We start from the raw sequence: 17,552 nt of genomic DNA, 5'->3' as shown, positions 1-17,552 counted from the left end.
GGCCGCTCGGCGGTCCCGGTCAGAGGGCCTTCACGAGCAGCTCGAACTCCAGGTCGTCACGCTGGGGGATGCCGAAGCGCTCGTCCCCGTACGGGAAGGGGCTGGTCTTCCCGGTGCGCCGGTAACCCCGGCGCTCGTACCAGGCGATCAGCTCCTCGCGGGCGGAGATGACGGTCATCTGCATCTCCCCCACCCCCCAGGCGTCCCGCACCCGGCGCTCGGCCTCGGCGATGATCAGCTTGCCGAGGCCCGCGCCCTGCAGTTCGGGGCGCACCGCGAACATGCCGAAGTAGGCGCTGTCCCCGCGGTGTTCCAGCTGGCAGCAGGCGATGATCCGGCCCTCGCGCTCGACGACGAGCAGCGTGCTGTCGGTGGCGTCCACGATCGCCCGGACGCCCTCGGGATCGGTGCGCTGGCCCTCCAGGATGTCGGCCTCGGTGGTCCAGCCGGCCCGGCTGGCGTCCCCGCGGTAGGCCGACTCGACCAGGGCCACCAGGTCCGCCACGTCGGCGGGGACCGCGTCCCGGAAGGTGGGGGCGGCCTCGGTGCGGGTGGCGCTGGCGTCCATGGTGGATCTCCGTTCGCGTGCGGTGGTGCCGGGCTCCGTGCAGCCTAACCCGGTGGCGTGGCAGGCCGGACGGGGCCATCCGGCCGTTCCCGCCCGCCCCTCCGGTCCCTCCTGTCCGTCCCGCCCCTCTCCCGCCCCTTCTCACTCCCCGGCGCTCCCGCGCGCCCGCGTGCGCCCCCGGCCGGAGGGGCATCCCTCTCCTTGTGGATCGGGTGTCTCGTACGACACCGCCGACCGGGGAGGGGGCCGCGCCGTGCACGGGACGACCACGACCGCCTGGCTGCTCGTGCTGCTGTGCGCGGCGAGCGGCGGCTACTGCCTGCTGCGGCTGCGCACCGGGGCCGCAGAGGAGCGTGCGGGGGCCGGGGCGGAGGCCTTGATGGCCTTCGGCATGGCGGCGATGGCGGTGCCCGCGGCGGCCCTGTGGTCCACGGAGTGGAGCCGGCTGCTGCTGGGCGGGGTGTTCCTGGGCGCGGGCGCGTGGGCCCTGTGGGGGCTGCGCCGCCCGGACTGCCGGCGGAGCCACCACGTGCACCACGCGGTGGGATCGCTGGCGATGGTGTACATGGTCGCGGCGATGGCGGCGGTGCCCGGAGCCGGCGGCGCCCACCACGCGGTGCCGGGGGCGGGCGGGGTGCCGCTGCTCACCGGCGTACTGCTCCTCTATTACGCGGGGTACGTGCTGCGCGGCGGGGTGCGGCTGCTGCCGGTGGCCGCGCAGGGCGGGGCGGGCACGGGCCCGGCCGCCGGTGCGGGCGGGGGCGCGGGGAGCGGGCCCGCGGCGGGCCGGGCGTCGGGAGCGGCGCGGGGCGAGGTCGTGGAGGCCTGCCGACTGGCCATGGGAATCGGGATGTTCGCGATGCTGGTGGGCCTGTGAGGGCCTGCCCGCCGGTACGGGCGGCGTGGCGTCCGTCACTTGGGGGCCGCGGCCATACCCGGGGGTAGGGTCCCGCTCATAGGCTGACGGACATGATGGTCCCCGCCGTTCTCCTCGTGCTCGGCGTCCTGACCGCTCTCGTCGCTCCCCGGCTGCTGGCCCGCGCCGACTGGACCGATCGCGAACCGGTGGTGGCGCTCTGGGTGTGGCAGTGCGTCGTGGCCGCGGTGCTGCTGTGCTTCGGACTGTCGATGGTGCTGAGCGCGGCCGCCGCGTGGCAGGCGGTGCGCGGCCGGGTGTTCGCCGTCGCGCCGCACGGAGTGGTGGACGCCTACGCGCTGGGCGCGGGCGGCCCGTGGGCCGCCGGTACGGCGCTGCTGCTGGCCCTGGGCGGGCTGTGGACCGGTGCGATGCTCGCCGTCGAGGTGCTGCGGGCCCGGGCCAGGCGGCGGGCGCGACGCGCCGAACTGCTGGTCCGGGCGCCGCTGCTGCCCGGCGAGGAGGCGGGCGCGGGGCGCCTGGTGGTGCTGGAGGCCCCGCGGCCCGAGGCGTGGTGGCTGCCGGGTGCGGCCCCGCAGCTGGTGGTGACCACGACGGCGCTGAACCGGCTCAAGGGGCGCCAGCTGGACGCCGTACTGGCGCACGAGCAGGGCCACGCGGCGGCGCGGCACGACTGGCTGCTGCACTGCGGGCAGGCGCTGGCCGGCGGGTTCCCGCAGGTCCCGGTGTTCGCGGCGTTCCGTGCCGAGATACACCGGCTGGTCGAGCTGGCGGCGGACGACGTCGCCTCGCGGCGGTACGGGCGGCTGACGATCGCGCTGGCGCTGGTCGAACTCAACGAGGACAAGGGCGTCTTCGGGCCCTGCCCGACGCCGCAGGCGCACGTGCCCCAGCGGGTGAACCGGCTGCTGTCCGCCGCGCCCCGGCTCACCGCCCTGCACCGTCTGCGGCTCACCGCGGCCGCGGCGCTGGTGCCGGTGGTGCCGCTGCTGGTCGCGTTCGTGCCGGGACTCACCGCGCTGGGGTAGCCGGGCGGGCGTTCCGCCGCTCCCCCGCCGCCGACCGCTTCCCGTGTCGCGGCGGCCGCCTCGCGTCCGCTGGGTCTGCCGCCGCCCGCCCGCGGCCTGCCCCTCCCGGTGGCCCGCCCGTCGCTCCTCCGCCCCTCCTGATCCGGTCGCGTGTCCCGCCGGTGCCGCCCCCGGCGCTCCGGATGGGCCAGGATGTGGAGGCATGCGCGTGTTCCTGCGGACGGGTCTGGCGGTTCTCGGTCTCGCGGTGCTGCTGACGGTCCTGGTGGCCGTCCGCTGGCGGCCGTTGGTCTCCTTCGACGTGCGGCTGGCCGGTGCCCTGCACCGGCACGCCGTCGCGCACCCCGGCTTCACCCGGGTGAACCGGGTGCTCAGCGACTGGCTGTGGGACCCCTGGACCATGCGCCTGCTCGCCGCCGCGGCCGTGCTGTGGCTGCTGCGGCGCGGCGCCCGCCGGCGGGCGCTGTACTTGGCCGCGGTCACCCTGCTCGCCGCCGGGGTCCAGCACGCGCTGAAGGCGCTGGTCGGCCGGGCCCGGCCGCGCTGGCCCGACCCGGTGGCCTCGGCGGAGTTCGCCGCGTACCCGTCCGGGCACGCGATGACGGCGGCGGTGGTGTGCGGGCTGCTGCTGTGGGCCCTGGGGCGGCCCCCGTGGGCGGTGGTGCTCGCGGCGGTGTCCGTGCTGGGCGTCGGGTTCACCAGGGTCTACCTGGGCGTCCACTGGCCGTCCGACGTGCTGGGCGGCTGGCTGCTGGGCGCGGCCCTGGTCTGCCTGGCGGCTGCCGCGTACGAGCGCCCGCCCGCCCGGCGGACGGGGCCCTGACCTGCGGCCGGGGCGGGCGCGTGGCCGCTGTTTCGTGGGCCGCGCGTGCGGGGGCGGGAGGCTCTCCGGCGCCGGTTCTGGACGATCCCCCGCGTCGCCCAGAACCGGCCCCCGCCCACGGCACAGGGCACCGGCAAGTGCCCCGGCGTGGTGTGCGCTGAGTATATTGGCTGCGAGCCAGTCAACGCAGGAGTAAGCATGTCCCCGCGCAGCCCGTCGGTCAATGAAGAGTTGCGCAGACGTTCCCGCGAGCGGCTGCTGCAGGCGACGGTCGAGCTCGTGGCCGAACGCGGGTACGAGGCGACGACGCTCGCCGACATCGCCGACCGGGCCGGCGCGGCGCGCGGCCTGGTCTCGTACTACTTCCCGGGGAAGCGGCAGCTGCTGCAGTCCGCGGTGCACCGGCTGATGCACCGGACGCTGTCGGCGGCGCTGGAGCGGGAGCCCCGCACCGAGGACGGGCGGGAGCTGCTGGCCCGGGCGATCGACGCGATCCTCGGTCTGGCCCTGGACCAGCCGGTGCTGATGCGCACGCACATGGCCGGGATCCTGTCGGCCGACGGTTTCGTGCGGTGCCCCGAGCAGCAGCGGCTCGCCGAGCTGCTGCGGGGGACGGTGGCGGCGTACGGCTCGCCCGCCGTGGACAGCGACTACCCGCTGCTGCGCGCCCTGCTGATGGGGGCGGTGTTCGCCGTGCTGCTGCCGGGGGCTCCGATGCCGGTGGAGCGGCTGCGGGCGGAGCTGTTCCAGCGGTACGGGCTGGAGTGGGAGCGGGGGGTGCCCCCGGGGCCGGAACCGGCCGGTGGCACCCCCCTGCGCGGCGCGGCGGACTGATCCGGTCCGCGGGCGCCCCGCCTCGGCGTCAGTACTGGTACTGCGGCTGGGTCTGGACGTTGAGGCGGTCCAGCCAGATGTCCGCGGCGGGCTCGGTGAGCTCGTCGTTGATCTTCAGGACGTCGAAGCCCTTGGCGATGTCGTTCGAGTAGATGTGGCCGTTGTAGTAGTACGCGGACCAGGAGCCGCCGGTGGTGATGGCGGTGGTGGAGAGGGGGCCGCGCTCGAACCAGCCGATCTCGCGCGGGTTCGCGGAGTCGGTGAAGTCCCAGATGGAGACGCCGCCCTGGTACCAGGCCTGGACCATGATGTCGCGGCCGGGCACCGGGATCAGCGAGCCGTTGTGGGCGACGCAGTTCTCGGTGTCCGCCTGGTGGCGGGCGATCTTGAAGTAGCTGCGGAACACCAGCTTGCGGGCGTCGCCCTTGCCGGTGATGTCGTAGATGCCGTCGGCGCCGCGGGTGGGGCCGGTGGCCGCGTTGCAGGTGGCACCCACGCCGCCGCCCAGCTCGTCGGTGAAGACGACCTTGTCGGCGCGCTCGTTGAACGTGGCGGAGTGCCAGAACGCGAAGTTGACGTTGTCCTGGACCCGGTCGATCACCTTCGGCTGCTCGGGCTTGCTGATGTCGAAGAGGATGCCGTCACCCATGCAGGCACCGGCGGCGAGCTTCTTCGAGGGCAGCACGGTGATGTCGTGGCAGCCGGTGGTCTTGGAGACGCCGGGGTTGGTGGGCGCGCCCGGGTTGCCGCCGTCCGGGAACAGCACGGGGAAGGCCACGACCCTGGCCTGGGTGGGCGCCTGCTTGGGGACCTTGATGACGGAGATGCCGTCGTGCGGGGGCTGGCAGTCCGGGAACGCCTCGTTGGGCGAGTACGAGGAGACGTAGACGTAGATGTCGCGGCCGGTGGGCACCAGGGTGTGCGTGTGCGAGCCGCAGTTGGTCTCGACGGACTTGATGTAGCGGGGGTTCTTCTTGTCCTTGATGTCGAAGATCTTGATGCCCTCCCACGAGGACTTCTCCGACGCGGGCTGCGAGACGCTGTTGCAGGAGTCGTCGCTGCGGGAGGAGTCCGTGGAGAGGAAGAGCAGGTCGCCCTGGACCGAGATGTCGTTCTGGCCGCCGGGGCACAGCACCTGGCTGACGACCTTGGGCGCGTGCGGGCGGCTGACGTCGTAGATGACGAAGCCGTCGTAGTTGCCGGCGTACGCGTACTTGCCCTGGAAGGCCAGGTCGCTGTTCGTGCCCTTGAGCTGGTCCTTGGGCAGGTTGACGAGGTGCTCGACGTTGTCGCTGTGGACGATCTCGTCCTGGCCGGGTATCTCCCCGCTCGCGATGGCCGCGCGGGCCGCGGCGGCGGCCTCCCGGGAGACCGGCTCCCTGGCGGGCGCGTCCCCCGGGTCGGGGGTGGCGGCCGCGGGGCCGGCCACCAGGAACGTGGCCAGGAGTCCGGCCGCCGCTGCGGCCACACCCAGCCGTCTGCGCCTCGGTCGGTCGAGGTGCAACGAGGTCACTGCTTCCTCCCTGGATTCCGCTGTTGCAGAGATGGGAACGGAACACGGACCCCGGCAGTATGTTCCTTATCATGCCCATGGCAACAGATGGCGCATGACAGTGTTTACACGAGTGATGCACGAGTGACGTACGAGAGACGCACGACCGGACCAGGCTCGTAGTGACGCCGACTCGCCCAGGAGGAAGCTGTGCTGATCCACCCTCACGTCCGCCTCGGGTTGGCGGCGGCGGTGCTGGCCCTGGCCCTGACGGCCTGTGACGCGGCCGGCGGGGACGGGCCCGCCGAGGGGAAGGGCGCCGGAGCGGTGGTCGTCGCCCCGGGGAAGCCCGGTGAGCCGAACCGAAAGCTCACGGCGGAGGAGGCCGCCAAGGCCCGGCCCGACGACTCGCCCAACGCGGCCGACTTCGCCTACGTCCAGGGGATGATCGAGCACCACCGGCAGGCCCTGGTGATGAGCGCGCTGGCGCCGGAACGCGCCTCCGCCCCCGGCGTCAAGCGGCTCGCGGAGCGGATCTCCGCCGCCCAGCAGCCCGAGATCGGCGCGATGCAGGGATGGCTGGCCGCCCACCCGGCCGGACGGCCCGCCGGGGGCCACCACGCGCACGGCGGCATGCCCGGCATGGCCACGCCCGAGCAGCTCGCCGGGCTGCGGGCGGCGCGCGGGGCCGACTTCGACCGCCGGTTCCTGGAGTTGATGATCGCGCACCACAGCGGTGCCCTCACCATGGCCGGCGAGGCCCTCCAGGGCGGGAACAACGTGACGGTCGAGGAGATGGCGACGGAAGTGATCGCCCAGCAGAGCGCCGAGATCAACCGGATGCGGGCGATGGGCTGAGGCCCGTCCGGACGCGCCGGGGGCGGGGATCAGCCGGATGCGGGCGCACGGGCTGACGCGCCCCCGGCCCGGTGGCATGCTGAAGGCACCCCTGCGGGAAGGAGCGCCGCCGTGCTTCGTGTCGCTGTCGTCGGTTCGGGCCCGAGCGGGGTCTACACGGCACAGACGCTCGTACAGCAGCGGGACGTGCCGGACGTCCGGGTCGACGTACTGGACCGGCTGCCCTGCCCGTACGGACTGGTCAGGTACGGCGTGGCCCCCGACCACGAGAAGATCAAGTCCCTGCAGGGCAGCCTGCGCACGGTGCTGGAGGACGAGCGGATCCGCTTCCTCGGGAACGTCGAGGTCGGAGGAGCCGAGCTGACCCCCGGGCGGCTGCTGGGGATGTACCACGCGGTGGTGTACTGCGTCGGCGCGGCGCGGGACCGGCACCTGGAGATCCCCGGCGAGGAGCTGCCCGGTTCCTACGCGGCGACCGACTTCGTGTCCTGGTACAGCGCCCATCCCGATGCCGCGGACGACGGCTTCGGGCTGGGGGCGGTGCGGTCGGCGGTGGTGATCGGCGCCGGCAACGTCGCGGTGGACGTGACGCGCATCCTGGCCCGGGGCGAGGCGGAGCTGCGGATCACGGACATGCCCCAGCCGGCTCTCGGCGAGCTGGCCCGGAGCGGGGTGCGCGAGGTGGCCATGGTGGCCCGCCGGGGGCCGTCCCAGGGGAAGTTCACCACCAAGGAGCTGCGGGAGCTGGGCACGCTGCCCGGGGTGGACACCGTGGTCGACGCGGCGGAGCTGGCGCTGGACCCGGACTACGCCGACCCCGGCGCCCTGCCCGCGGCGAACCGGCGGAACGTGGAGGTGCTGCGGGGGTGGGCCGAGGCGTCTCCCGGGGGCGGGTCGCGCCGGGTCGCCCTCCGGTTCTACCTGCGGCCGGTGGAGGTGCTGGCCGGGTCCGACGGGCGGGTGGCGGGGGTGCGCTTCGAGCGGACGCTGCCCGACGGGCGGGGCGGGGTGCGGGGCACCGGCACGTACGAGGAGATCGAGGCCCAGCTCGTGCTGCGGTCGGTCGGGTACCGGGGGCGGGAGCTGCCCGGGCTGCCCTTCGACGCCCGCACCGGGACGGTGCCGCACGCGGCGGGACGGGTGCTGCGGGAGGGCGCGCCCTCGCCCGGCGAGTACGTGGCCGGCTGGATCAAGCGGGGGCCGACCGGGGTGATCGGCACCAACCGGCCCTGCGCCAAGGAGACGGCGGGCTCGCTGTTGGCGGACGCGGCGGAGCTGGCCCTGCGGGAGGTCACGGGCGATCCGCTGGACGCGCTGCGCGCGGCCGGTCTGCGGCCCGTGGAGTGGCGGGGGTGGCTGGCGATCGAGCGGGCGGAGGAGGACCTCGGGCGCTCGCTGGGACGGCGGTCGGTGAAGATTCCCGATTGGGGCGGATTGTTGGGGGCCGCCGCCGAGGGGCGGTGACGGGCCCGTCGTGCGCGTCCCCGGAGCTGCGGGTGGTGCGCGCGTCCGCCGGCCGCGGGTTCTCCGGGATCAGCCGCCCAGGCGGGCGGCCTCGGCCTCGGCGGCCTTGAGGACCGTGCTCAGGAGGCCCGGGAAGAGGGCGTCCAGGTCCTCCTCGCGCAGGGTGTTGAGCTTCGCGGTGCCGCGGTACTGCTGGCAGATCACGCCGCTCTCGCGGAGGACGCGGAAGTGGTGCGTGCTCGTCGACTTCGTGACGGGCAGGGCGAAGGCCGAGCAGGCGAGTTCGTCGTTCGCCTCGGCCAGTCTGCGGACCACGAGCAGTCGCATCGGGTCGGACAGGGCGTGCAGGACCGCGTCGAGGCGGATGTCCGCCCGTCCGGGGTGGGCCAGCGCGCGGCCGGGGGTCGTCTCGGTCTCGGTCACGCGTCCCATGGTACGAGAACCGTCGTAGTTGGGGAGATCGCAGGGCTGGTAGTCCGATGGATGCCGTAGTACGGTGAACCTCGTAGTACGGTGATCCACGTACCAGTCGTGTGAAACGGAGCTGCCCCCATGAGTGCCCTCTTCGAGCCCCTCACCCTGCGGTCCCTGACCTTCCCCCACCGTGCCTGGATGGCGCCCATGTGCCAGTACTCGGCCGCGCCCGAGGGGCCGCTCGCGGGTGTCGCGACCGACTGGCACTTCGCCCACTACGCCGCCCGGGCCGCCGGCGGCACCGCCCTGGTGATCCAGGAGGCCACCGCCGTGTCGCCGGAGGGCCGGATCTCCCCGTACGACCTCGGCCTCTGGAACGACACCCAGGCCGAGGCGCTGCGGAGGATCACCGGGTTCGTGGACGCCCAGGGCGGAATTCCGGGGGTGCAGCTCGCGCATGCCGGGCGGAAGGCCTCGACCGAGCGGCCCTGGAAGGGCGGGGCGCCGGTCGGTCCGGAGGCGCACGGCTGGCGGCCGAGCGCGCCGAGCCCGGTGGCCTTCGCCGAGGGGCACCCCGTGCCGCACGAACTGACGGCCGATGAGATCCGGGAGGTCGTGGGGCAGTTCGGTGCCGCCGCGCGGCGGGCGCTGGCCGCGGGCTTCAAGGTCGTCGAGGTGCACGGGGCGCACGGCTACCTGATCGGCGAGTTCCTCTCGCCCCACAGCAACCACCGCACCGACGGGTACGGCGGTTCCTTCGAGAACCGGGTGCGCTTCGCCCTGGAGGTCGTGGACGCGGTCCGGGCCGAGTGGCCCGAGGACCTGCCGGTGCTGTTCCGGATCTCGGCCACCGACTGGCTGGAGGAGGGCGGCTGGACCGGCGACGACACGGTCCGCTTCGCCGCACTGCTCAAGGAGCACGGTGTCGACCTGCTCGACGTCTCCACCGGCGGGAACGCCGCGGGGGTGCGGATCCCCGTGGCCCCCGGCTACCAGGTGCCCTTCGCGGCCCGGGTGCGTGCCGAGACCGGCCTGCCGGTGGCCGCCGTGGGTCTGATCACCGACCCGGCCCAGGCCGAGAAGATCGTCGCCAACGGGGAGGCGGACGCCGTCCTGCTCGGCCGCGAGCTGCTGCGCGACCCCTACTGGGCGCGCCGGGCCGCCCGCGAGCTGGGGGCGGAGATCCGTACGCCGGGTCAGTACGCACGCGCCTGACGCGTGGCCCGGCCACCCCTGCGCGGGGTGACCGGGGTGGTGGTCAGTCGTCCGGTTCCATGCGGCTCCAGTGGCGGACGATGGCGTCGAGCAGGGTGGTCCTGTCCTGGTCCGGGTTGAGCGCGTACAGCACCTGGCCCAGCCGGAGGGCGGCGGCCACCCGCTCGCCCGGTTTCAGCTCCAGCTTGGCCATCACCTGGCTCGCGGTGACGGGCAGCACCCGGCCCGTCTCCGCCAGCAGGGCGTGCTCCATGTGCCGCTGGGTCACCGTCTCGATGTCCGAGCGCGCCGAGGCGACGGACAGGGTGCGGTCCCAGCGGGGACGGTGGCGCTCCCTCACCTCCCTGAGCAGTTCCAGGTTCTTCACGCCCAGGTCGCCGGCGGCCCGCTCCAGGTGCTGCCGGTAGTCGATGAGGACCCCCGACCGGCCGAGCCTGGTCTTCCAGTGTTCGAGGAGCGCCTCGGCGTCCACGTCCTGCTCGATGGCCCGGGCGACCTCGATGGCCACGCCGAGGTACGCGACGGCCGCCTCCAGCAGGGTCTCCAGGCACAGGCCCCAGCCCGCGCCGCTGGGCACCCGGGAGCCGCAGGCCCGCAGGAACCAGGCGTAGCAGTCCTCCTGGATCTCCCGGTCCCGGGGCACCGCGGGGTCCAGGTTGTGCGCGAAGCGGGTCCGCAGCTTCTGCAGGTCCGACTGGAACACCTGGGCCGCCTCGACGCCCACCCCGACCCGGTTCGCCTGGTCCAGCAGGAAGGTGAAGCTGACCGCCCACGCCTCGTGCAGCCAGGAGCTGAGCCAGATGGTCGAGGTGAGGAACCCGTGCTGGGCGTCGTCCAGCACGGGCCGCGGCGCGGTCACCGGGTCGCCGACGGGCAGGGCCGTCAGCGCCTGGCACAGGTTCTGGAGCTCCTGACCGCGCAGGTCGAGCCGGGACACCATCGCGACCGGGGCCTCGGCCTTCGCCGGCTCGGTGGCCACGCGGCTACCCCTTTTCCGGGTGCGGGAACGGCGTGCCGGGCGCGCGGGAGCCCCCTGCCGGCCTGCCGGGCTCCGGCTCGGAGGCGGGTCCCGGGATGAGCCCGGAGACCAGGTGCGGCGGGAGCTTGTAGTGCGGCCGCCGGGCCGGTTCCAGTATCGCGCCGCGCAGGTTGAAGGTGACGAAGGCCTCCGGCAGGGCCAGCCCCCGGGCCGGCTCGGCGATCCCGAAGTCGTGCGGCTGGAAGGGGATCTCGCGGGCCAGCTCCTCGACCCAGCACATGCCCTTGCGCTGGTCCGGGTCCACCCGGCGGACCGTCGGGTGGAACCTGCGGGGGTGGCCCTCGGTGTCGCTGGCCACGTACATGGTCACGATGCGGCGGCGGAACTGGTGCGACTGGCGCTCGGCCTTGCGGAAGGCGTCGAACGCGGAGCCCAGCTGGCCCAGGTGGAAGTGGGCCAGCGCCCGCATGAACTCCACCCGCAGGTTGGACAGGTCGTCCAGGGCCTGGAGCTTGCCGGCCAGCTCCAGGCACTCGTGCCAGTCCTGGCGGCCCAGCGGGAGGGTCAGCCGCTCGCCCTCCATGAAGCGGTGGCCGGTCTTGGCCATCCAGAAGAGGTCCACCAGCAGCCGCAGGCAGCGGCGGTCGTCGATGGTGCCGGCCTTGGACTGGAGGTGGGCGAAGGCCACCCGGATGCCCTCCGGGTCGGGGTCGTTGCGCACCAGGCCGCTGACCCGCAGGGCGTAGAGGTAGGCCGCGAGGGGCTCGTCGTGCTCGGCCAGCTCGCGGAGCTTCTCGTCGGCGATGCGCTCCTCGTTCGCGACGGCCGCGATGTCGGAGAAGCGGGCGTTGTACTTGGCCTCCTGCTTCGGGCTGAGGTCGCCCACCTCGATGAGCAGCAGCCGGGACAGGCACTCGGCCAGCAGCTCGTCCAGCTCCCGCGGCGGCAGGGCCTCCCGCTTGACGATCTCCAGGGTCACCCAGCAGACGACGTCGACCGGGTAGTACTTGTCGGCCGAGATGCCCATGGACTCGGAGGTGATCCGCAGGACGCGCTTGAGCAGCGCCCGCATCCGGTCGACCGGCATGGGGTCGGGCGCCTTGCCGTCCGGGCCGCTGCGCAGCAGCTCGTAGATCTGTGCGCCGACGACGCTGGCCTGTTCCACCATCAGGTTGGCGCGTACCCCGGAGCGGCTGGAGAACGGTCCGCCGGCCAGCGCGTTCTCGACCACGTCCTCGGCCCGGCGCAGCACGTCGGTGCGCTTCTCCGCGTCGGCGATCTTCTTGGTCTGCGCGTACTTGACCCACTCGCGGCACAGGTTGGTCTCCAGCAGCGCCAGCCTCGGGTTGGACACGATGGCGGCGCCGTTGGCCCGGGCGAACGCGTCGGCGATGCGGAGGAAGTGGGGGGCGTAGCGCTCCTCCTGCTCCCCCTGCGGGCCTATCCGGTTCAGCAGGTCGACGGCGAACTGCACCTCGCTGCCGCCGCCCGTGGTCGAGTCGGGGCGCACCTCGGCGAGGGCCTCGGCGATGGCCTCGATCTCCGACTCGTCGCTGGTCCGCTCCGCCTTGACGAGGATCTCGGCCTCGAGTTCGTTGCGTGCGGACAGCGCGTAGTTGCCGTTGCGGTCCTCCAGCCAGCGGATCAGGTCGATCTTGCCGAGGAGCTGCGGCAGGTTGCGCACGCCGTCGCGGCCGACCACGCGCAGGGCCAGCTCCAGCGGGATGGCCTGGCCGTGCCGGGAGACCACGAGGACGATGTTGACCAGCCGCTCGTAGGGGCCGCGGTACGAGGAGCCCTCGCCGTCCTCCCCCATCTCGCGGAGGGTCTCCTCCAGGTTGTCCACCAGGCCGGCCTTGTGGAGCGCGGCGGCCATCGCGGTGGGCGGCACGTACTCGCCCGAGGTGCGGACCTCGGCGGCGAGGGCGCTCTCGGCGTGCCGGAGCTCCAGCACCAGTCCCCCGCTGACCGGGCCCCGGGTCTCCGGCAGCAGGCGGTAGAGGGCGGAGAGGAAGGTCCGGTCCTTCTGGATCACGGACCAGTCGGCGGCCGGGATGATGATCCCGAGGGAGCCCAGGTGCGCCGTGAAGCGGACCATCTCCTCCTTGTCCTCCAGGACGGCGGGGGCCCGGACGATGTGCCGCTTGTCGTCGGACTTGCTCACCCGGCGCCGCTGCGCGGGGGCCTTGGCGGCGCGCTTCCTGGCCTGGGCCTTCGCCTTGTGCTGGAGGTCGTCGTCCTCGGCGGTGCTGTAGCAGCTGCCGACCACGACGGCGCGGCGGCCGCGGGAGTCGAGGTACTTGGCCAGCCGGAAGTACTCGTCCGCGTCGACCATGCCGTCCCAGACGATCAGGGTGCTGGCGTTGGTGATCCGCTCCGCCCACTCGCAGAACGGGTCGATGGCGTCGTACGAGGGGCGGTTGGCCCGGCGCGGGATGTGCAGGACGGCGTGCTGCTTCTGCTTGCCGATGGCGTACGCGAGCGAGGCGAGGGCGATGGTCTTGCCGGTGCCGGTCTGGCCGACCAGGAGCAGCGGGCGCTCCAGCAGGCCGCGGCCCGACAGGGCGCCGTCGACGCGTTTGCGCAGCTCGCCCTCGTAGTCGCGGCGGAACGGCAGCCCGGCGGCGACGGCGGACCAGATGGAGGAGGACTCGCTGGCGCCGAGGAACTCCCGGAAGCGGGCGTAGCGCAGTTCCGGGGACTGGCTGGCGGGCGGGGTGAGCAGGTCGGCGTCGATGGGCTGGCCGAAGGAGGAGACGGCGTTCCAGATGTCGCGGGGGACCTCGTGGAGGCCGACGCCCTGCTCGGAGATCAGCTCCAGCTGGTGGCCGCCTGAGTCGAAGCGCAGCCGGTCCGAGAGGGCGCCGCGCTCCTTGGCCTCCTGGACGTAGCTGGCGAAGTCCTCCTCGTGCGGGACCAGGACGCCGGACTCGACGGCGGCCGCGACGTACTCGTCCTCCAGCTCGATCTCGGTGGCGGAGAACAGGTGCGCCTGGCCCTGGCCGAGGCGGCTGAGCATGCCGTAGAGGTCCTCGGGACCGAACCAGTCGTCGGTGCTCCACGCCTCGATGATCAGCACGCCGCGCGGGGTGATCAGCTCGTCGGGCAGGCGCTGGGCGAGGGACCTGGCCTCGGAGCGGCGGGCGCCCAGCTCGATCCGGTTGGTGGGCGGCTGGCTCTCCGGCGGCTGGTCGGCGCCGCCGAACAGCAGGACGGCCTGGACCTGGGTGCGGCTGCGCGGCGCGGCCGGGCGGAACTGCGAGGACACGACCGGCTGGACGGTGCGCGACTCGTTGCGCAGGGCCCGGACGAAGAGGGAGTCGACGGCGGTGCTGAACACGCCGTTCCACGGCAGGTCGGCGACGACCTTGAGCCAGGCCGGCTCGGCGAGTTTCGCGGCGGAGCCGGCGAGGGCGGTCAGCACCGCCTGACGGCGCGGGGCCGGGACGCGGAGAAGCGAGGTGTAGAGGTCCTCGGCGTCCGTGCCGCCCCTCGCGGCTCTGGAGACCGACGGGGCGAGGGGGTCGACCCCGCTCTCCAGGAGGAGGTACTTCTGCCCCAGGAAGAGGAAGCAGGGACCCTGTTCGAGGCGGCCGATCAGATCGTCGTGCTGGGCTGTCATCACACTCCTCGCGGCGGATGCTGGCCCGACTCAGCCTAGGAGACGGGGGGTTGGGCGGGGGACGGTTTGCCCCGACTGGTGACAGGGGTGCACCCGGGGGCACCGGGGGCGGCGGGCTGGTACCGGGGGCGCGGGGTGCGCACCGCCGTGTCGGGGGGCCGTTGTCAGTGGGCGGGTGCAGAGTGGGCAGGGGCCGGGCCCGAGCCGCGGGACCGGAGACCGTACGTCCGGAGGTGTCGGGCATGACCGACGTACTGCTCGCCGTGGGCACGCGGAAGGGCCTCTTCCTCGGCCGCGGGAGGAAGGGCCGCTGGGAGTTCACCGGGCCGCACTTCAACGCGGAGGCCGTGTACTCGGTGGCCGTCGACCGGCGCGGTGCGGTGCCGCGGCTGCTGGTGGGCGGGGACAGCTCGCACTGGGGCCCCTCGGTGTTCCACTCCGACGACCTGGGCGCCACCTGGACCGAACCGGCCCGGCCGGCCGTGCGGTTCCCGAAGGACACCGGGGCGTCCCTGGAGCGGGTCTGGCAGCTGCGCCCGGCCGGACCGGCCGAGCCGGGGGTGGTGTACGCGGGCACGGAGCCGGCCGCGCTGTTCCGCTCGGAGGACGGCGGCGAGAGCTTCGAGCTGGTCCGCTCGCTGTGGGAACACCCGACGCGGTCCACGTGGGTGCCGGGCGGCGGCGGGGAGGGCCTGCACACCGTGCTGACCGACCCGCGCGACCCGGGCGCGCTGACGGTGGCGGTCTCGACGGCCGGGGTGTTCCGGTCGCGGGACGGCGGCCGCAGCTGGGACCCGTCCAACACCGGGATCTCGGCGGTCTTCCTGCCGGACCCGGATCCGGAGTTCGGCCAGTGCGTCCACAAGATCGACCGGGACGCCGCGGACCCCGACCGCCTGTACCTCCAGAACCACTGGGGCGTGTACCGCAGCGACGACGGGGGCGCGCACTGGACGGACATCGGCGGCGGGCTGCCCTCGGACTTCGGCTTCGCGGTCGCCGCCCATCCGCACCGCGCGGACACGGCGTACGTCTTCCCGCTGAACGCGGACGCCGACCGCGTCCCGGCGGGCCGGCGCTGCCGGGTCTTCCGCACCACGGACGCGGGGGCCACCTGGGAGCCGCTCTCGGCCGGCCTGCCGTCCGGGGACCACTACGGCACGGTGCTGCGCGACGCGCTCTGCACGGACGACGCGGACCCCGCGGGCGTCTACTTCGGCAACCGGAACGGCGAGTTGTACGCCTCGGCCGACGACGGCGACACCTGGCGCCTCCTCGCCTCCCACCTCCCGGACGTCCTCTGCGTCCGCGCGGCGGTCCTGGAACCCTGAGCGCCGGCGCCCCGGCGCGGCCGGGGCGCCCGCGCGGGGCGCCCCCGGGGATCCGCTACGGGAGGGACCAGTCGACCGGTTGGGCGCCCTGGCGGGTGAGGAGGTCGTTGGTGCGGCTGAAGGGGCGGGAGCCGAAGAAGCCGCGGTCCGCGGACATGGGCGACGGGTGGGCCGACTCGATGGCCGGGAGGTCGCCGAGGTGGGGGCGGAGGTTGCGGGCGTCGCGGCCCCAGAGCACGGACACCATGGGGGTGCCGCGGGCGACCAGGGCGCGGATGGCCTGTTCCGTCACCTCTTCCCAGCCCTTGCCGCGGTGGGCGCCGGGCTGGCGGGGCGCGGTGGTGAGGGCCCTGTTGAGCAGCAGCACGCCCTGGCGGGTCCAGGGCGTGAGGTCGCCGTTGGAGGGTCTGGGGAGGCCGAGGTCGGTGTGGAGTTCCCGGAAGATGTTCTCCAGGCTGCCCGGCAGCCTCCGCACGTCGGGCGCGACCGCGAAGCTGTGCCCGATGGCGTGGCCGGGGGTCGGGTAGGGATCCTGCCCCACGATGAGGACGCGCACCTCGTGGAAGGGCTGCTGGAAGGCCCGCAGGATGTGGGGGCCGGCCGGGAGGTAGGTGCGTCCGGCGGCGACCTCGGCGCGCAGGAAGTCGCCCATCGCCGCGATCCGGCCGGCCACGGGGCCGAGCGCCTCCGCCCAGCCCTGCTCGACGAGTTCGTTCAACGGTTGTGCTGCCACGAGCGATCACTCTACTGGCGCACAGGACGGCCCCGGACGCCGGAGATTGTACCTTCAGCAGATAAATACGGACAGATGCCGCCCGACTGGGACCCTCCCGAACAGCAGGTCCGGGAAAACCAGTAGCATGCGGCCGCATGAGCTCCCCCACTGGGCCTGGTGGCCTGCCCGTACGAATGCCGCGACCCCGCCAGACCGGACGGCACCGTCGTCCCGAGCCCGCGGTGGCGCCCGAGGGCGCGCCGTCGCTGGTGCTCGCCGTGCCCGGCGCCCCCTCGGCCGCGACGCGGTCCCTGGCGGAGGAGACCCTCAGCATCGCCCGCTCGGAGCTGCCCGGCCTCGACGCCCGCATCGGCTACCTCGACGGCGATGACGCCGAGGGTTCCGAGTTCCCGACCCTGCAGGCCGTGCTGGGCGCGGTCGAGGCCGAGCGCGAGGCCCGCGCCGAGTTCGCCCGTGCCGCCGGCCAGGAGGTGCCGAAGCAGGACGGGCCGTCCTCCGTGGTGGTCCCGCTGCTGGCGGGCCCGGACAGCGCGCTGCTGCGCCGGATCCGTCAGGCGCTGATGGACAGCTCCGCGCCGGCCGAGCTGGCCGACGTGCTCGGCCCGCACCCGCTGTTGGCCGAGGCCCTGCACGTGCGCCTGTCGGAGGCGGGCCTGGCCCGCGCCGACCGCGCCCGGCTGTTCACCGTGGCCACGGCGGCCGACGGCATCATCCTGGGCACCGTCGGCGGCGAGGAGGCCGTGCAGGCCGCCGGGATCACCGGCATGCTGCTCGCCGCCCGCCTCGCGGTGCCGGTCATGGCGGCCGCCCTGGACCAGGAGGGTTCGGTGGCCTCGGTCGCCGACCAGCTGCGCGGCTCCGGCTCGGTGCAGCTGGCGCTGGCCCCGTACCTGATCGGCCCGGAGGCCGCCGAGGGCCTGCTGGACACCGCCTGCAAGGAGGCCGACTGCGCCACCGCCGAGCCCCTGGGCGCCTACCCGGCGCTGGGCAAGCTCGCGGTGGCCCAGTACGCGGCGGCGCTGGGCATCCCCCAGCCGGCGCAGGGCGCCCCGGTGCGCTGACCCGTCCGTACGTCCGCAGGGCCCCCTCCCGGCACGGGAGGGGGCCCTGCGGCGCTTCCGGCGCCCCTGGGCCGGAAAAGGGCCAGGGCGGGGGCGGCAGGCCCTCCAGGGGCCGGACAGCCGGCCCAGGGGGCGGGCGGTCCGGCCGAGCCGTGAGCCCGTCCCGGGGGCGGTCAGCCCGTCCGGGACCCCCGAGCCCGTCACGGGCGCGGCCGGCCCTGGCCGGACCCGGTCGGCCCGTCCGAGGGCC

15 protein-coding genes are annotated in these 17,552 nt (G+C 74.2%); 9 read left to right on the top strand and 6 right to left on the bottom strand.

What is annotated here, in order from left to right:
* Window positions 1-19 precede the first annotated feature (19 nt).
* The gene (locus ACIQUR_RS22740; protein ID WP_403667033.1) at window positions 20-568 is read right to left on the bottom strand and encodes a GNAT family N-acetyltransferase; all 549 of its coding nucleotides are present in this window, start codon (window positions 566-568) and stop codon (window positions 20-22) included.
* Window positions 569-821: 253 nt separating this feature from the next.
* Between ACIQUR_RS22740 and ACIQUR_RS22735 the strand changes: the two genes are divergently transcribed.
* From ACIQUR_RS22735 to ACIQUR_RS22720, 4 genes are all read left to right on the top strand, one after another.
* Window positions 822-1,445 carry a DUF5134 domain-containing protein gene (locus tag ACIQUR_RS22735; protein ID WP_403667031.1) on the top strand — a complete coding sequence of 208 codons (624 nt, stop codon included), beginning with the start codon at window positions 822-824 and terminating at the stop codon, window positions 1,443-1,445.
* 92 nt (window positions 1,446-1,537) lie between these two features.
* Entirely contained in the window at window positions 1,538-2,473 is a 936-nt protein-coding gene (locus ACIQUR_RS22730; protein WP_403667028.1) for a M56 family metallopeptidase, read from the top strand.
* Between the two features lie 202 nt (window positions 2,474-2,675).
* Window positions 2,676-3,296 (top strand): phosphatase PAP2 family protein, encoded by a 621-nt coding sequence (locus ACIQUR_RS22725; RefSeq protein ID WP_403667025.1) that lies wholly within the window; start codon window positions 2,676-2,678, stop codon window positions 3,294-3,296.
* Window positions 3,297-3,494: 198 nt separating this feature from the next.
* Window positions 3,495-4,130 (top strand): TetR/AcrR family transcriptional regulator, encoded by a 636-nt coding sequence (locus ACIQUR_RS22720; protein ID WP_403667023.1) that lies wholly within the window; start codon window positions 3,495-3,497, stop codon window positions 4,128-4,130.
* Window positions 4,131-4,158: 28 nt separating this feature from the next.
* On the opposite strand, the gene ACIQUR_RS22715 is transcribed toward ACIQUR_RS22720, so the two are convergent.
* The gene (locus tag ACIQUR_RS22715) at window positions 4,159-5,643 is read right to left on the bottom strand and encodes an LVIVD repeat-containing protein (protein WP_403667020.1); all 1,485 of its coding nucleotides are present in this window, start codon (window positions 5,641-5,643) and stop codon (window positions 4,159-4,161) included.
* 189 nt (window positions 5,644-5,832) lie between these two features.
* Here ACIQUR_RS22715 and ACIQUR_RS22710 point away from each other — a divergent pair, with 189 nt between their 5' ends.
* Complete coding sequence (locus ACIQUR_RS22710; protein ID WP_403667018.1) at window positions 5,833-6,480, top strand: DUF305 domain-containing protein; 648 nt, start codon at window positions 5,833-5,835, stop codon at window positions 6,478-6,480.
* A 111-nt stretch (window positions 6,481-6,591) separates the two neighbouring features.
* Window positions 6,592-7,944, top strand: coding sequence for an FAD-dependent oxidoreductase (locus ACIQUR_RS22705; protein WP_403667015.1), 1,353 nt, complete (start codon window positions 6,592-6,594; stop codon window positions 7,942-7,944).
* Window positions 7,945-8,013: 69 nt separating this feature from the next.
* Here the strand turns inward: ACIQUR_RS22705 and ACIQUR_RS22700 are convergent, their stop codons facing one another.
* On the bottom strand, window positions 8,014-8,367 hold the full coding sequence (locus ACIQUR_RS22700) for an ArsR/SmtB family transcription factor (RefSeq protein ID WP_403667012.1): 354 nt from the start codon (window positions 8,365-8,367) through the stop codon (window positions 8,014-8,016).
* A gap of 129 nt (window positions 8,368-8,496) precedes the next feature.
* Here ACIQUR_RS22700 and ACIQUR_RS22695 point away from each other — a divergent pair, with 129 nt between their 5' ends.
* Window positions 8,497-9,573, top strand: coding sequence for an NADH:flavin oxidoreductase/NADH oxidase (locus ACIQUR_RS22695; protein ID WP_403667010.1), 1,077 nt, complete (start codon window positions 8,497-8,499; stop codon window positions 9,571-9,573).
* Between the two features lie 43 nt (window positions 9,574-9,616).
* Here the strand turns inward: ACIQUR_RS22695 and ACIQUR_RS22690 are convergent, their stop codons facing one another.
* Complete coding sequence (locus tag ACIQUR_RS22690; protein WP_403667007.1) at window positions 9,617-10,552, bottom strand: hypothetical protein; 936 nt, start codon at window positions 10,550-10,552, stop codon at window positions 9,617-9,619.
* 4 nt (window positions 10,553-10,556) lie between these two features.
* A complete protein-coding gene (locus tag ACIQUR_RS22685) occupies window positions 10,557-14,174 on the bottom strand; it encodes a hypothetical protein (RefSeq protein WP_403667005.1) in 3,618 nt (1,205 codons plus the stop codon).
* Window positions 14,175-14,416: 242 nt separating this feature from the next.
* Between ACIQUR_RS22685 and ACIQUR_RS22680 the strand changes: the two genes are divergently transcribed.
* Window positions 14,417-15,505 (top strand): WD40/YVTN/BNR-like repeat-containing protein, encoded by a 1,089-nt coding sequence (locus ACIQUR_RS22680; protein WP_403667002.1) that lies wholly within the window; start codon window positions 14,417-14,419, stop codon window positions 15,503-15,505.
* A gap of 55 nt (window positions 15,506-15,560) precedes the next feature.
* Here ACIQUR_RS22680 and ACIQUR_RS22675 read toward each other — a convergent pair whose 3' ends face one another.
* Complete coding sequence (locus ACIQUR_RS22675; protein ID WP_403666999.1) at window positions 15,561-16,238, bottom strand: uracil-DNA glycosylase; 678 nt, start codon at window positions 16,236-16,238, stop codon at window positions 15,561-15,563.
* 137 nt (window positions 16,239-16,375) lie between these two features.
* On the opposite strand from ACIQUR_RS22675, the gene ACIQUR_RS22670 reads away from it, so the two are divergent.
* A complete protein-coding gene (locus ACIQUR_RS22670; RefSeq protein WP_403666996.1) occupies window positions 16,376-17,302 on the top strand; it encodes a sirohydrochlorin chelatase in 927 nt (308 codons plus the stop codon).
* Window positions 17,303-17,552: the final 250 nt, after the last annotated feature.

Origin of the sequence: Streptomyces sp. NPDC101132, assembly GCF_044759225.1 — a bacterium.
Classification (GTDB): domain Bacteria; phylum Actinomycetota; class Actinomycetes; order Streptomycetales; family Streptomycetaceae; genus Streptomyces.
This window is presented reverse-complemented; position numbering and strand designations above follow the sequence as displayed.